General features: G+C 36.6%; 13 protein-coding genes. 4 read left to right on the top strand and 9 right to left on the bottom strand.

All coding sequences use genetic code 11. The features are described 5' to 3' along the window. Window positions 1-50: 50 nt before the first annotated feature. The 3 genes from ACK4M9_RS07695 to dnaE form a co-directional block, all read right to left on the bottom strand. Window positions 51-716 (bottom strand): FadR/GntR family transcriptional regulator, encoded by a 666-nt coding sequence (locus tag ACK4M9_RS07695; RefSeq protein WP_409849071.1) that lies wholly within the window; start codon window positions 714-716, stop codon window positions 51-53. Window positions 717-840: 124 nt separating this feature from the next. Continuing rightward, window positions 841-2,073, bottom strand: coding sequence for an NADP-dependent malic enzyme (gene ystJ, locus ACK4M9_RS07690; protein WP_409849069.1), 1,233 nt, complete (start codon window positions 2,071-2,073; stop codon window positions 841-843). A 106-nt stretch (window positions 2,074-2,179) separates the two neighbouring features. Continuing rightward, on the bottom strand, window positions 2,180-5,548 hold the full coding sequence (gene dnaE / locus ACK4M9_RS07685; protein ID WP_409849067.1) for a DNA polymerase III subunit alpha: 3,369 nt from the start codon (window positions 5,546-5,548) through the stop codon (window positions 2,180-2,182). A 311-nt stretch (window positions 5,549-5,859) separates the two neighbouring features. Here dnaE and ytrH point away from each other — a divergent pair, with 311 nt between their 5' ends. From ytrH to ACK4M9_RS07670, 3 genes are all read left to right on the top strand, one after another. After that, the gene (gene ytrH, locus ACK4M9_RS07680; RefSeq protein WP_409849065.1) at window positions 5,860-6,186 is read left to right on the top strand and encodes a sporulation membrane protein YtrH; all 327 of its coding nucleotides are present in this window, start codon (window positions 5,860-5,862) and stop codon (window positions 6,184-6,186) included. 6 nt (window positions 6,187-6,192) lie between these two features. After that, window positions 6,193-6,699, top strand: a complete 507-nt coding sequence (ytrI, locus tag ACK4M9_RS07675) for a sporulation membrane protein YtrI (protein ID WP_409849063.1) — start codon at window positions 6,193-6,195, stop codon at window positions 6,697-6,699. 118 nt (window positions 6,700-6,817) lie between these two features. Next, window positions 6,818-7,006, top strand: coding sequence for a YtzJ family protein (locus ACK4M9_RS07670; protein ID WP_409849061.1), 189 nt, complete (start codon window positions 6,818-6,820; stop codon window positions 7,004-7,006). Between the two features lie 41 nt (window positions 7,007-7,047). On the opposite strand, the gene ACK4M9_RS07665 is transcribed toward ACK4M9_RS07670, so the two are convergent. The 5 genes from ACK4M9_RS07665 to ACK4M9_RS07645 all read right to left on the bottom strand — a co-directional run bounded on the left by ACK4M9_RS07665 (window position 7,048) and on the right by ACK4M9_RS07645 (window position 11,616). Then, complete coding sequence (locus ACK4M9_RS07665) at window positions 7,048-7,992, bottom strand: DHH family phosphoesterase (RefSeq protein ID WP_409849059.1); 945 nt, start codon at window positions 7,990-7,992, stop codon at window positions 7,048-7,050. A gap of 185 nt (window positions 7,993-8,177) precedes the next feature. Next, the gene (locus ACK4M9_RS07660; RefSeq protein WP_409849057.1) at window positions 8,178-9,503 is read right to left on the bottom strand and encodes a DRTGG domain-containing protein; all 1,326 of its coding nucleotides are present in this window, start codon (window positions 9,501-9,503) and stop codon (window positions 8,178-8,180) included. Between the two features lie 70 nt (window positions 9,504-9,573). After that, window positions 9,574-9,825, bottom strand: coding sequence for a hypothetical protein (locus ACK4M9_RS07655; protein WP_409849055.1), 252 nt, complete (start codon window positions 9,823-9,825; stop codon window positions 9,574-9,576). 180 nt (window positions 9,826-10,005) lie between these two features. After that, window positions 10,006-10,692 carry a metal-dependent hydrolase gene (locus ACK4M9_RS07650; RefSeq protein WP_409849053.1) on the bottom strand — a complete coding sequence of 229 codons (687 nt, stop codon included), beginning with the start codon at window positions 10,690-10,692 and terminating at the stop codon, window positions 10,006-10,008. Between the two features lie 81 nt (window positions 10,693-10,773). Continuing rightward, the gene (locus tag ACK4M9_RS07645; RefSeq protein ID WP_409849051.1) at window positions 10,774-11,616 is read right to left on the bottom strand and encodes a YitT family protein; all 843 of its coding nucleotides are present in this window, start codon (window positions 11,614-11,616) and stop codon (window positions 10,774-10,776) included. 154 nt (window positions 11,617-11,770) lie between these two features. Here ACK4M9_RS07645 and ACK4M9_RS07640 point away from each other — a divergent pair, with 154 nt between their 5' ends. Next, complete coding sequence (locus ACK4M9_RS07640) at window positions 11,771-12,865, top strand: M24 family metallopeptidase (protein ID WP_409849049.1); 1,095 nt, start codon at window positions 11,771-11,773, stop codon at window positions 12,863-12,865. 78 nt (window positions 12,866-12,943) lie between these two features. Here ACK4M9_RS07640 and ACK4M9_RS07635 read toward each other — a convergent pair whose 3' ends face one another. After that, window positions 12,944-13,321, bottom strand: coding sequence for a hypothetical protein (locus ACK4M9_RS07635; protein ID WP_409849047.1), 378 nt, complete (start codon window positions 13,319-13,321; stop codon window positions 12,944-12,946). Window positions 13,322-13,393: the final 72 nt, after the last annotated feature.

The following is a 13,393-nucleotide window of genomic DNA, read 5'->3' as shown; positions in this document are numbered from 1 at the left end:
AATTCACGGGTTTCAAGGTAAACAATCCTACGAATATCCGCAAATTGTGCTTAGAAACGACTGTTTTCGAGATGAGTTTTTAATGCAATGATGGCCTGCTTTTCATCTCTATTCTTTATTGCAGCATAAATTTGTTCATGCTCGAGGATTGATTGTTCAGGTCTGCCTTCCCTAGACAATGATTCCCGTAAAGCGACCTTGCTATACTCTACAAGTGAAATCCAAATGTTAAGAAGTAAACGATTGTGACATGCTTCTACAATTGTTTTATGAAATAGATAGTCTTCCTCAACTGGAAATTCCCCATTTTCCCAGCTTATTTTGGACTGGACGATTAGAAATGCTAATTTGTCCAATTTCGTTTGATCGATTCTTTCACAAGCAAGGCGCAGTCCTTCTATTTCAACAATCTTCCTCGTTTCAGCAAGATCATTTCTAGCTTTCTTCTCTCGTAAAAAAAAACTCGCTAGCACTTCGACTAGACGATGCCCACCTATACTTTTAATAAAAGTCCCTTCGCCACGACGAGTTTCTATTAAGTCCAATAGTTCTAGCGATCTTAGAGCCTCTCGCACCGAAGATCTACCAACATTTAACCGTTCTGAAAGCTCTCTTTCAGATGGTAGTTTATCCCCATTTGTCAATTCATCCTCTTGGATAATATGGTTTAACTCTCGAATAATCTCGATATAAACCTTATCTTGCTGTGATGACATTTTGTATCACCACCTTTTTCTGTGTGATTTTTTGTCAGTCAATTTATTGAACAAGCCTGCTATACACGGACTAGATACCACGCTACAAAAAATCGACTGACATGTTCATAGTCAAATATAAACCTTATTTAATACTTGCAAGTTTTTTTGTTTTCGCTTCTACGTCCTCTGGATTTACCTTCCGTCTCGCTACCCCTGTCTCCATTGCAGCAATTGCAACAGCTTTTGCAACTGCTGGAGCAACACGCGGATCAAAAGGAGCTGGAATGACATAATCAGCATGAAGTTCGGCATCAGATACTAGACTAGCAATCGCGTGAACTGCCGCAATTTTCATTTCTTCGTTAATGTTAGTCGCATGAACGTCTAATGCACCACGGAATATACCAGGGAAGGCAAGAACATTGTTTATTTGATTTGGGAAATCAGATCGTCCTGTGCCAATTACACTTGCACCAGCAGCTTTTGCATCTTCAGGCATAATTTCAGGTACTGGATTTGCCATTGGAAAAATAATTGGATCAGGATTCATGCTTTGCACCATTTCTTTGGTCAAGGCACCTTCGACAGATACACCAACAAATACATCCGTCCCTTTAATTACTTCCTCTAAGGAACCTTGGACCCTTTCACGATTTGTTACTTTTGCAATCTCATCCTTCACTGGATTCATCCCAACAGAACGTCCTTCATAAATGGCACCTTTCGTGTCACAAAGAATGACATCTTTAACACCCATGCGTTGCATTAATTTCACACATGCGATCCCAGCGGCCCCCGCTCCATTAGCAACTACTTTCACTTCAGATATAGATTTCCCTGTCAGTTTAAGTGCATTTATTAATCCAGCAGCCGTAACAATTGCCGTACCGTGCTGATCATCATGAAAAATTGGAATGTTACATTCTTTTTTTAATCTTTCCTCAATTACAAAACAGTTAGGTGCAGCAATATCTTCAAGGTTAACTCCCCCGAATGTAGGTTCAAGGAGCTTAACCGTTTCAATTATCTTCTCAACATCTGTTGTCGCTAAACAAATTGGAAAAGCATCTACACCTGCAAACGACTTAAATAGTAAGGCCTTTCCTTCCATCACTGGAAGTGCTGCTTCTGGACCAATGTTTCCTAAACCTAACACTGCCGTACCATCAGAAACAACTGCTACCATATTACCTTTCATTGTGTATTCATATACATTGCTTACATCATTATGAATTTCCTTACAAGGCTCTGCTACTCCTGGTGAGTATGCCAAACTTAAGTCTTTTGCATTTTGAACTGGGATTTTGGAAACCGTCTCTAATTTCCCTTTATTTACCCGATGCATATGTAATGCTTCTTCCCTTAATGTTGCCATAAACCTTCACTCTCCCCTAAATAGTGGTTTAGAACCAGGTATAAAAGTGGTCTGACCACCTATCCCTTTTCCATTATAACAGATGATTTTCTTCTGTACATACCCCTTAGTGCCTAACAGCGACATTCGCTTTCCCTAACATTTGAAAAAGTGCTTCTATACATTGGGTTGATGCAGATATTTTGAAGTCATCAGATAACTGGACAGACTGTTTTTTTTGCTCATAATAAAGAATTACTTGCACATCTCCAGGGTACTTTTTTAGCGTTTCTTTTAATTTTATAAGCTGTGTTTGGTTAGCATGATTATGATCAATTTTTAAATACAATATACTAGTTTCGATATTGTTCTTCTTAAGTGTTTTGACAGCCATTGCCTTTGAAACAATCATTTGAATTCTTTCTGTTGCAACTTCTAATCTCCCTTCAAAAAGTAGGAGTTGGCCCACCTGAAATAAATGAAAAAATTCACGATATTGTTTTGGAAAAACTGTAACTTCAAGCTCACCAGTCTCATCACTAAATTTAAGAAATGCCATTTGCTCTCCTTTTTTTGTTTTAATTACCCGAACAGCCTCAATGAGACCAGCTACTTTTGTTACATTAGTTTCGGTTTTTAATAACGCAGAAGCAATTGAAGTACGGTTATAACTGTTTACAACTTCGAGAAATTCTTCAATCGGATGACTAGATAAATAAAAACCTAATACTTCTTTTTCGAAATATAGCTTTTCTGCGTCTTTAAACGGAGGTACTTGAACGAAATCAGGCTTTTTTACTTCTTCCGGAAAAAGTGCCGTTTGGCTATTTTCTAGCTGCCTTTTTATTTGCTCAGCATATTCAATCGCATAATCTAGCGTAGCTAGCAGACTTGCTCGGTGGTGGCCAAACTCGTCAAAACACCCTGCAGCAGTTAATGCTTCTAATGCTCTTCGATTAATATATTTCGTACTGAGCCTGGCACAAAAGTCAAAAATATCTTTAAACGGTCCCCGATCTCGACGTTCAATCTCCATTTCTTCAATCGCTCTAACTCCTACATTTTTTATAGCAGCAAGTCCAAAGTGAATTTGTTTAGTACTGGCGATCGTAAAACCTGCACTGCTTTTGTTAATAGAAGGAGCGATTACCGAAATACCTTTCTTCTTCGCATCGAGAATATACTGATTTATTTTCTCCTGCTGACCTATGGCACTAGTCAGTAATGCTGCAAAAAATGCCGAAGGATAATTGGCTTTTAAGAACGCCAATTGATAAGAAATGACACTGTAAGCAACTGAGTGACTACGATTAAAGCCGTAGTTAGCAAACCTAACGATTAAATCATAAACATCATTGGCGACTAATCTGTCGTACCCAAGTGACAAGCAACCTTCAACAAATCGTTGCCGCTGTTCCTCAAGAGTTTCTAACTTCTTTTTACTAACTGCTCTTCTCAAGATATCCGCTTCTCCAAGGCTGAAGCCGGCTAATTTAGAAGCAATTTGCATAATTTGCTCTTGATATACGATGACACCGTAGGTTTTTTCTAGTATTGGTTTTAAATCTGGGTGAGGATAACTCACTTCCCGCCTTTGATGTTTCCCTGCGATATATACTGGTATATTTTCCATCGGTCCAGGTCGATATAAGGCATTGACTGCAACAATATCCTCAAATTCCGTTGGCTTTAAATTTGATAAGACTCGTCTCATCCCTGGTGACTCTAACTGAAAAATCCCTGTCGTGTCACCTTTACCTAATAATTCAAACGTCTTTTCGTCTGTAAAAGGAATTTGAGCTAATTTGATTTTTTTTCCTTCCATCTGATAAATGTGAATTAGTATCTCTTCAATAAATGAAAGATTTCTTAAGCCGAGAAAGTCCATTTTTAATAAACCAATCTCTTCTAAAATCGTCATCGGGTATTGTGTTAACAACACATCATAGTGACCTTTTTGCACTGGGACTTTATCAGTTAAAGGGTCTCTACTAATAACAATACCAGCAGCATGCGTTGAAGCATGACGCGGAATCCCTTCAACACGTTTTGCTAGTTCAAACCATTCTTTTAATTCTACGCTTTCATCAAGCTGACGTTGTAAAAAAGGAGTTTCATTTATTGCATCATCAATCGTAAAGTTAGGTCTTGAAGAAATTTGTTTTGCAATACTATCAATTTGTTTTATCGGAATACCAATAACCTTTCCAATATCTCTAAGAGCCGCCTTTGCTGCGAGTGTTCCAAATGTAATAATTTGCGCTACATGATTTTCACCGTATTTTTGATAGACATAGTTAATAACCTCTTCACGTCTTGTATCAGGAAAATCAATATCAATATCGGGCATTGAGATTCGTTCTGGGTTAAGAAAACGTTCAAACAATAACTCAAATTTTATTGGATCAACGTTTGTAATTTTTAATACATAAGCTACTAACGAACCAGCTGCAGAGCCTCTACCTGGTCCAGTTATCATCCCTTTTTCATGGGCAAACTTCATAAAGTCCCAAACAATTAAAAAATAGTCATTAAACTGCATTTGATCAATAATTTTAAGTTCGTAGGACAAGCGTGCTTCAAGTTCTTCATTTAAATCACTATATCGATTTTTTAGACCTTCATAACATAGCTTTGCCAAGTAGTCTTTCGGATTTTGCCCTGCCGCTAATGGGTACTTCGGTAATGCCGGTTCTCCAAAGCTTAATTCAACGTCACACTTGTCAGCAATTAATTTTGTCTCGGCTAATGCTTCAGGAATTTGTAAAAATAATTGTTCCATCTCTTGAAGCGATTTCAAATAATAGTCATCCGATTTAAAATCGCTAGTAAGTTCCTGTAAAGTTGTTCCTTGCTCAATCGCAAGTAGGCATTTATGCGCCAGAGAATCTTCTTTTTCAATATACAACACCTGATTAGTAGCAACTAACCTAAACAATCCCTTTTTTGAGAGTTGGATCAATTGTAAATTTAGTTGTTTTTCAGAAGCTAAGTAATGATCATGGATACCTATGTAAAAATCGTCACCGAAATAATGCTTATACTCATTAATTTTACGAAGAGCAAGTTCACTTGCCCCTTCACTCAACAAAAGTTGAATTTCTCCTTTATATGGGGAGCTTAGCGCAATCAAATCAGCACTATATGCAAATAAATGCTTTTTTTCAACTTGTTTAAGATTACTAGTTCCGATGACCTGGGCAATGCTAGAAAGCTTCATTAGGTTTTGATAGCCTTTTAGCGTTTTAGCCAAAAGAATTAATCTGAATTCACTATTTTTTTCGCCAGCTACTGATAGTTCAAGGCCAATAATCGGCTTAATGTTTGCCTGTTTACAAGCTTTATAAAAAGGAATTACACCGTACATTACATTTTGATCAGTGATCGCCAGTGCTGAAAACCTTAATTCCTTGGCTTTGTTAACGAGAGACTCAATCTTAGCGGCACTCTTTAAAAGACTATATTCAGTATTTACATGTAAATGAACAAATTCCACAGGTCCCCCCCCTTTTTTTCAACATGATAGATTTATCATTAAATCCACTATAAATAGAACATACGATCTTTTTTATTTTATTATATTACTACATTCATCTAACTACAAATCATATCCTGTTAGTAAGTATTTGTTTGGTAAAAGCAAAATAGTACAATTTCAAATTCAGTACGCCTAAATCGTTAACAATTAGTATATATATTAGCTTTGTCCCATAAGTATTAGTAATCGAATGATTTGTATAATAAATCATTAAAACTCTTTGTAGTTCTTCACTCTACATTTTACATGAAAAAGGGAGAGGCTAGCTTATGGACAAGGAATTTATCTCAACTTTAATTATGGACTTTTTTGTCGCCTTTGGAGTAGTGATTGGCGGTGCAATTGTAGGAGGCATTGGCGCCTTCCTTATCGGAAAACCACCTTTGTCTACAATCAATGATCTTGCAACAGGACTGAAAATTTGGGCTATGGTCGCTGCTATTGGTGGTACATTTGATGCGATATACAGCATAGAAAGAGGGATTTACGATGGTTCTCACATTGACATTGCGAAAACTTTGTTTATGATTTTTGCTGCACTATCAGGTGCACACTCTGGCGGCGTTATTATTCAATGGATTACCCAGGAGGCGTAATTTCTAATGATGCGTATTCCTCCATACTATAGACAAGCCGGGTGGCAACGATTTTTCTCAGGGATCATTATCGGCATGATCATCGGTTGGTTTTTTTTCATCTATCAATTTGGTTCTATCCAGGAAAAACTTGTAACTGAAATTAAAATGCAACAGGCAATCATTAAAGACCAAAAAAGGGACATTGAAGTTTTAAGAAGTGATAAGGATGAATTGAATAAAGAAAATCAAAAGAAATTAACGGTCCAAGAAGTAAAAGTCTATTTTAAAAATGATAAAGAGTTAAAATTAAGTGAGTTATCACTATACGAACTGCGTAGTCAAATCGAAAACGAACTCACACCTGTTAAAAATAAAAATATCGAAGCAGTCGCCAATGCTAGAGAACTACTCTATCAAACAATTCAAAATAAAACCTATACAGTAAATGAAAAAAGATACCATGTCATTGTAAAAGAGCTTCATTTGTATACAACTTTAGAAATATTCGTCGAAATTCGCCTAGCTGATTAAGGATTTTGCGGCTCCCTCCTACTTTCAAAAATTTTCTGAATTTTTAAAAAGACAAACACTTTTTTTAAAAAAATCATGTATAATGAACATGTAATTAATTGTTTGGGGAGGGTTTCCATTGATAATTAGTCGCAAAAGAATTGCACGGTCAAAAGTTGAACAAATTAAAGCTGGATACTCTGCTTTCACTGAATCCAAAGAGATTGCCCTCTACATGAAGAAAGAATTAGAGAAGCTTGGGATTCCAGTGTATGAAGATTCCACTGATATTGGTTTTTGGTTTATACCACAAAAAAAAGTAATGTAGCCTAGGTCTACATTACTCTTTTTCTTTTTGTCCTGTCTTTTTTAAGCATTGCGACATATTTCTTGTAACTTCGCTAACACATCTTCAGTCTCTTTCCAAGAATGAACCGAAGCTCCTGCAGCCAATGGGTGACCACCACCATTGAATTGTTGGGCTAGCCCATTTATCGTTGGCCCTTTTGATCGTAGGCGAACTCTAATAAGTTGATCTGGTTCTTCTACAAAGAAAACCCAAGCTTTTAAACCTTCTACATTCGCAAATGTGTTCACAAGCCTAGAAGCATCACTTGGACTTACTTCATATTCCTGAAGTAGTGCGTGTGTTAAATTAATGGCTCCTACACCATGTTCTAAAAATTGGAAATTATTTAAAATATAGCCTTGAAGTCTTGCGTCTTGTAAGCTTTTTCGTTCCATCGGTTCATAAAGCTCAATTGGCGAGAACGGTTGTTTAATCAGTTCACTGACATAGCGAAATGTACGCTCAGTTGTGTTGGGATAACGAAATCTACCTGTGTCACCAACAATACCAGCAAATAAGCACCTCGCAGCATCAACTGTCATTTCCATGCCTTTGAGGTCATGCCATTCTTCATAGAGCTCATAGATCATTTCACTAACAGAGCTGGCACGAGTGTCAACCCAGAGGATATCACCGTAAGGATCTTCGTTGGGATGATGATCAATTTTAATAATTTTGTGCCCAGTTATATACCTATCATCACTAATCCGTTCTACATTTGCTGTATCACAGATAATTATTAAGGCATCTTTAAATATATCGTCAGTCACCTCATCCATCTTAACGATAAACTGAAGTGATGGTTCTTCATCACCAACCACATAAATATCCTTATCAGGATAATGTTCTTTTATTAAATAAGCCAAACCAGCTTGTGATCCTAGAGCATCCGGGTCAGGTCGAACATGGCGATGGATAATAATTTTTTGGTAGTTCTCAACGGTTTCTATTATTTTCGTCTTCATTAATTTTCTCTCCTTACCGTCACCATCTATTAAGTAATTGGTTACCGCGCTTCTTTCTCTTCGCTGTGAGCTTTTATCAAATCTCAGAGGCTCGTTCAAGAACCACGGTCACCAAATTTATCTTCTATACAAAGAATATGCGTTTTTAGTACTTGATGTCTAGCTTCAGGCGCCTTGTGCTTTTCTTATCTATCTATAATTTGCGCCATTAGTAAAGCTTTTCCAGCAATTGTTCCTTCATGGAAAATCTCAACATCCACCTTACCAAACTTTCTTCCGATCTCCAAAACTCGTGGGAAAATCTCAATCGTACTATCAATTTGCACTGGTTTAATAAAATACAATGTGATATTTTCAACAACTAAATCACCTTTTTTATGGAAACGTAAAGCTCTGCTTCCAGCTTCAGTAACGATTGTTGTAAATACTCCATACGATATCGTCCCTAAATGGTTGGTCATTTGTGGTGTTACTTCGCAACGATAACATACTTCGTTACCAATCGAAGCATCTTCAAAACGACTAGTTACTAAGTCTTCGATCGTTTCACCGACATGGGGCTGACGTTGATTCATTTGCAATGCTTTCAAAACATCTTGACGACTAATGACACCTACTAATTTTTTATAATTATCAACGACTGGAAGCTGTTCTATACCTTCCCAAACCATTAAGTGTGCTGCAGAAGCAACTGACGTCTGCCCGTTAACCGAAAGAGGACTTTTTGTCATTACTTTTTCAATTTCTAAATGTTTATCGACCCCCATTACATCTTTAGATGTAACCATTCCTTGGATCTTCATGTTGTCATCGACAACTGGGTAACGACTATGACCTGTGTCATTATTAAAAGCAAACCAACGCTCTACCTTGTCAGTCGTTCTTAAAAAGTATGTATCCTCTAGCTTAATATATATATCATCTACAAGAATGATCTCTTTTTTTATTAATTGGTCATAAATGGCTCTGTTAATCATTGTTGCAACTGTAAATGTATCGTAAGAAGTCGAAATGATTGGTAAATTAAGCTCATCAGCCAACCGCTTCACTTCTTCTGATGTATCAAAGCCTCCAGTAAGAAGAACTGCCGCGCCAGCTTGCAACGCCATTTTATGGACTTGATTTCTGTTACCGACGATGAGTAAATTTCCTGCCTCAACATAACGCATCATTGCCTCTGCTTTCATCGCACCAATGACAAATTTACTTAACGTTTTATGTAACCCATCTCTCCCACCTAATACTTGTCCATCAACAATATTAACAACTTCAGCAAAAGTAATTTTTTCGAAATTTTCCTTTTGCTTCTTTTCAATGCGGATTGTTCCAACACGTTCAATTGTACTTACTAACCCTTGATTTTCAGCATCCTTAATTGCTCGATAGGCCGTACCTTCACTAACAGATAGTGCTTTAGCAATTTGCCTTACTGATATTTTATAGCCAACTTCAAGAGATTGAATATGTTGTAATATTTGTTCATGCTTAGTCACCAAGCTCCCCACTTTCATTCTGTATTTATACTTTATCTTTACTGTACTAATACAAGTATATAGATGAGAGAGCTTGATTTCAAGGCAATTAACTATATTGTCGTACTTTTTGTTTTCTTTGTGACACCAGTTTTTTGTTCATTGTTGCACTTCGGTTAACTCTTTTTCCATACATCAACGCAACCATATTTCCACTAATAGCCAGTAGTGCAAAAAAGATCCACGCCCCTGAAAAAAGCATTGCTTTCAGATCACTTTGGAAGTTCAAATAAGGAACTCCATAAAAAACAATAGCTATCCCTAATAAAAAACAAAGCAATAGTCGGTTTCTACGCATCATACTACCTCCAAAATAGGTTGTCTTATTGCAGTATATGCGACAATTTAAGAATGATGAATTTTGATAGCATTTAAGTTAAAATTTCGTACTCCCCCTAAAGTCATCTTCCTATACTTAAACAAAGAAAAAGGACAATTCAAAGTATGACATTATCACTTTGAACAGTCCTCAAATTAAAAATTATAGTTCTAGCACTTCACCAGAACCAAGTACCTTCCCTTCGGTTTCCTTTGATAACATTGAAACGAAGGCATGTGGGTCTTGCTCAATTACAGGGAAAGTATTGTAATGAATTGGAATTACAACCTTAGCCTTTAACCAGGATGCAGCGACTACTGCATCATTAGGGCCCATAGTAAAATTATCACCGATTGGCAAAAACGCTACATCAATCTTCTCCCTCTCCCCGAATAGCTTCATATCAGAGAACAAGCCCGTATCACCAGCGTGATAGATCGTTTTTCCTTCAGCTGTAAAAAGAATGCCTGCTGGCATACCAGTATAGACAATTTTCTTTGCATCCTCATCTACATAGGCAGAACCATGAATAGCTTGTGTTAGTTTTACTCTCCCAATGTCAAATTGAAAAGCCCCACCAATATGCATGGCGTGAGTATTAACACCTTGCCAACTTAAATAGGTAGCAAGCTCAAAAGGTGCTATAACAGTTGCATTATTTTGTTTTGCTAAGTGGACAGTATCACCTACATGATCGTTATGGCCATGTGTTAAAAGGATATAGTCAACATTTAACTCATCCGCCTTTATCTTCGTTTGTCCGTTTCCAGTCAGAAAGGGGTCAATAATAAGGCTTTTTCCGTTTGACTCAATTAAAACTACAGAATGACCATGATAAGTTACCTTCATAAAAAATCACCTCTAAATGATATTTTTATAACATATATTCACCATTCTATTACGACTTAAAACATTAAATCCCCTGTATTTCTAAGTATTTGACTGAAACAAAGAAGCTTTCTTCACTCCAGCAGTTTCAGATACATAGGAAGCTTCAAGTACTGCACTTGGATCAATTGTTAAAACAACATCTTTTAATTTAGGATACATAAAACGGTTTGTTATACAGTAAATAAGTTTTCTTTCCTCTTTCGTAAACCCACCTTGCCCATATAAAAATGTAATTTGCGCATCTAAATCACTCATTAGACTAGCTGCTACTTCCTCTGGTTTGTCAGATATGATCATTACTGATTTCCCTTGGTTTATTCCATCTAGGATAAAGTCAATAAGCTTTGAAACGATGTAAAAAATGGCGATTGAAAACATTGCTTTTTCTAAAGTAAACACAAAAGCTGCTCCGGCTAAAATAACAGCATTAATTGCCAACAGAAAAGTACTAATCGGAATGTTGTAACGCTTATTCACAAAAATCGCCAGCATTTCTGTTCCGTCGACTGCTCCACCAGCTTTTACAACAAGTCCGACACCTGTTCCAAGTAAAAGACCACCATAAAGGACAATTAATACTTCAGATGATGTAATGGCAGGCATAGGGGCTAGCAAAATTAATGCTATTGATGTGACAATATTTGCGTAGATTGTGCGAATGACGAACTTTTTCCCCATATACTTTGCCGAAAAAATAAGGGTAGGGAAATTTAGTAGCATGAATATTGCCCATATAGGAACCTCCCACAGCCGATTTGCCATAATAGACAGAGCCGTGACACCACCATCAACAAGGCCATTAGGCGCCAAAATTAATTCTAAGCCAACTGCAACGATAATAGAGCCCATTGTTAGCATAATATAATCAAAGAATTGTTTCATGTCCCACTCCCACAATTATTAGTTTATGAAATAATTTTATCATACCTACTTGTTTTTATATGAACAAAAGGCTTGAACATAACTATCATTTAACAAATGAAATGGAAAATGGTAAAGTGAACACATACTATTTTTAAAATTAGGAAGTGATGTAATGAATAAGAGGTTAACAGGATTAATGAACTGGCTAGATGAAAAGAACTATGATTTTGCCTTTATCCAAACAAAAGCCAATGTCTTTTATTTATCACAATTCTATACAGAACCGCACGAGCGTTTAGTAGGGATTATTGTGTTTCCAACATCTGAACCCATTATGATATGCCCCAATATGGAACGAGCTCAAGCGAAACAAGCTGGCTGGGAGTATGAAATCATTAGCTACAATGATTCTGAAAATCCTTGGATATTGCTAGAAGAACGCCTAAAAAAGCAGTTATCAGTTGCCAACTCGATAGCAATTGAGAAAGAGCATATCTCCTATACGAGGGCAAATGCCTTGTCAAACATGTACCAAGAAGTAACATTAACATCTGTTGAAGAAAAATTATATTCCTTACGTCTAATAAAAGATGACAATGAATTAGCGATTTTAAAGCAAGCAGCAGAACTAGCAGACTTTGGTGTTGAAGTTGGAGTTCATGCAATTAAAGCTGGTAAAACCGAAATGGATGTTTTAGCTTTAATTGAATATGAGCTAAAACGAAAAGGTATTCGAGAAATGTCATTTTCAACGATGGTACTAACAGGTACAAAAACCGCTGACCCTCACGGAAACCCAGGGCTTAGAGAAATTAGTCGTGGTGACTTTGTATTATTTGACCTTGGTGTTGTTTTAGAAGGATATTGTTCTGATATTACTAGAACTGTCGCTTATCAGGAAGTAAGTGAAAAACAACGAGAAATATACGAGACGGTTTTCAAAGCACAGCTTCAAGCATTAGCAGTCTGTAAAATTGGCACAAGAATTGGTGACATTGATTTAGCGGCGAGGAATTTCATTACGAATGCCGGTTTTGGACAATATTTCCCACACAGAATCGGACACGGTCTTGGAATTGAGGTTCATGAATTTCCATCAATGAGTGAAAACAACAATGATGTACTTCAAGAAGGGGCAGTATTTACTGTAGAACCAGGTATTTATGTACCTAGTATTGGCGGAGTTCGTATTGAGGATGATATTGTTATTACGAAACAAGGTTATAGAAGTTTAACGAATTATCCTAAAGAACTAATGATTGTCTAATCTTAATGCTTACGAATAAAAAACATGTTAATGGTGGAGGCATACTAGATGCCTCCACCATTAACATTGATTTTTCCATTACTTTTCTTTATCCCAAACCCAAGTGTATAGTTTGTTATCCCCAGTCATCCAACGGATATCTAGCCGCTCTAATTGTGGGAAACGTTCTTGCTTTAATCTTTCTACCATTTCTTCAACTTTTGCTTCTTTAGACAACTCTAATTGTTTAACAATGGTAAGCATCTCTTGTTTTGCTTCCTCGGTTTTTATCACTTTTTCCCCTTTTTCATACTCATAGTCACCAGGACTTGAATATTCCCATTGATACTCAATATTATTTTCATGGACTGTAATCTTTAAAAAGAAGCTCTCCATTAAGTTTAGAGCATGACTTTGTGACGGTATTAACAGCAAACTAAAAATCAACACTATCGGCACGAAGCATTTTTTTGTCATAGTTATCACCTCATTAATTACTATTAGTAAATAATGGATGTTTTATACTTTAACCGAACATTTAGAGGGAAT

It is taken from the genome of Anaerobacillus sp. (genome assembly GCF_046314235.1).
Taxonomy (GTDB): domain Bacteria; phylum Bacillota; class Bacilli; order Bacillales; family Anaerobacillaceae; genus Anaerobacillus.
The sequence above is the reverse complement of the archived record's forward strand: the minus strand, read 5'-3'. Positions and strand labels throughout refer to the sequence as shown.